The organism is Kitasatospora nipponensis (assembly GCF_039528135.1).
Lineage (GTDB): Bacteria > Actinomycetota > Actinomycetes > Streptomycetales > Streptomycetaceae > Kitasatospora > Kitasatospora nipponensis.
Map to the genome: position 1 here is coordinate 1 of NZ_BAAALF010000574.1, position 879 is coordinate 879.

General features: G+C 68.5%; 1 protein-coding gene. It reads right to left on the minus strand.

Annotation, left to right across the window (positions count from 1 at the left end):
- Nucleotides 1-531 precede the first annotated feature (531 nt).
- A partial coding sequence (gene zapE / locus ABD323_RS41990; RefSeq protein ID WP_344447331.1) for an AFG1/ZapE family ATPase occupies nt 532-879 on the minus strand: 348 nt, incomplete at its 5' end.

The following is an 879-nucleotide window of genomic DNA, read 5'->3' on the forward strand; positions in this document are numbered from 1 at the left end:
ACTGCGAGGCCCAGGACGCCGGCGGCGAACAGGGCACCGATCCTGCGGGAGGGTACGGGTGGTACGCGCATGGCTGCGCCTCCGTTGTTCGGATCACGGGGTGGGGGACCACGAAAAAGGAACACTCGTGGATTCGAGATCACGATCCGCCGCCAGATCGCCGTGGGGCGCAGGGTGGCCTGCCGCCGTCACCACCGGGCCCGGCAGGGGCGCCTCCGGACCATAGAGTGGAGAGCAGTTGAGGGCACGTCAAGACGTTCCCGCCTGGCCACAAGCGGCCACCGCGCCGGTCGTTGAACTTTTTACCGAGGCTGCCCCAGGTCAGAGCCGCGCGGGTCCGGTGGGCGGGTTTTCCGACGGCGACGGCTCTCTTGACGGGGGTTCAGGCGCCGTGCTTTTCTCCGAAGCGTCACCACCGATCTCCCCGAGCCGCCGGGGAGTTGTTCGACTTGTATTGTTAGCGCTAACACTTCAGGTACTTGTTTCCGGACTTTGCTTTTGTGTCGTCAGTCCAGATTTGCCGTGCCGCCATCAACGGCCGGGGAGTGTGGCCGGAGGTCGGAGGAGGGCGAGACGGCTGGCGGTGCGATCGAGGTCGCGCATGAGGCCGGAGCCGGCGGGAAGGCCGGCGAGCGGGTCGGCGCCGATCAAGGTCAGCGGGACGTCGCGATCGCAGCAGACGTCGACCAGGTTGGCGAAGCGCCGACGGCCGTCGGGGGATGCCTCGGTGAGCGCCGGGACGCCGTCGAGAACGATGGCGGGGAAGCGTTCGGCGAGTGCGAGGTAGTCGGCGACGCTGGTGAGGCCCTCGCACAGCTCCGCGAAGCCGAACCAGACCAGGTCGTCGCGGACCGCCCGGGCCGGCAGGTCACGGTGGTG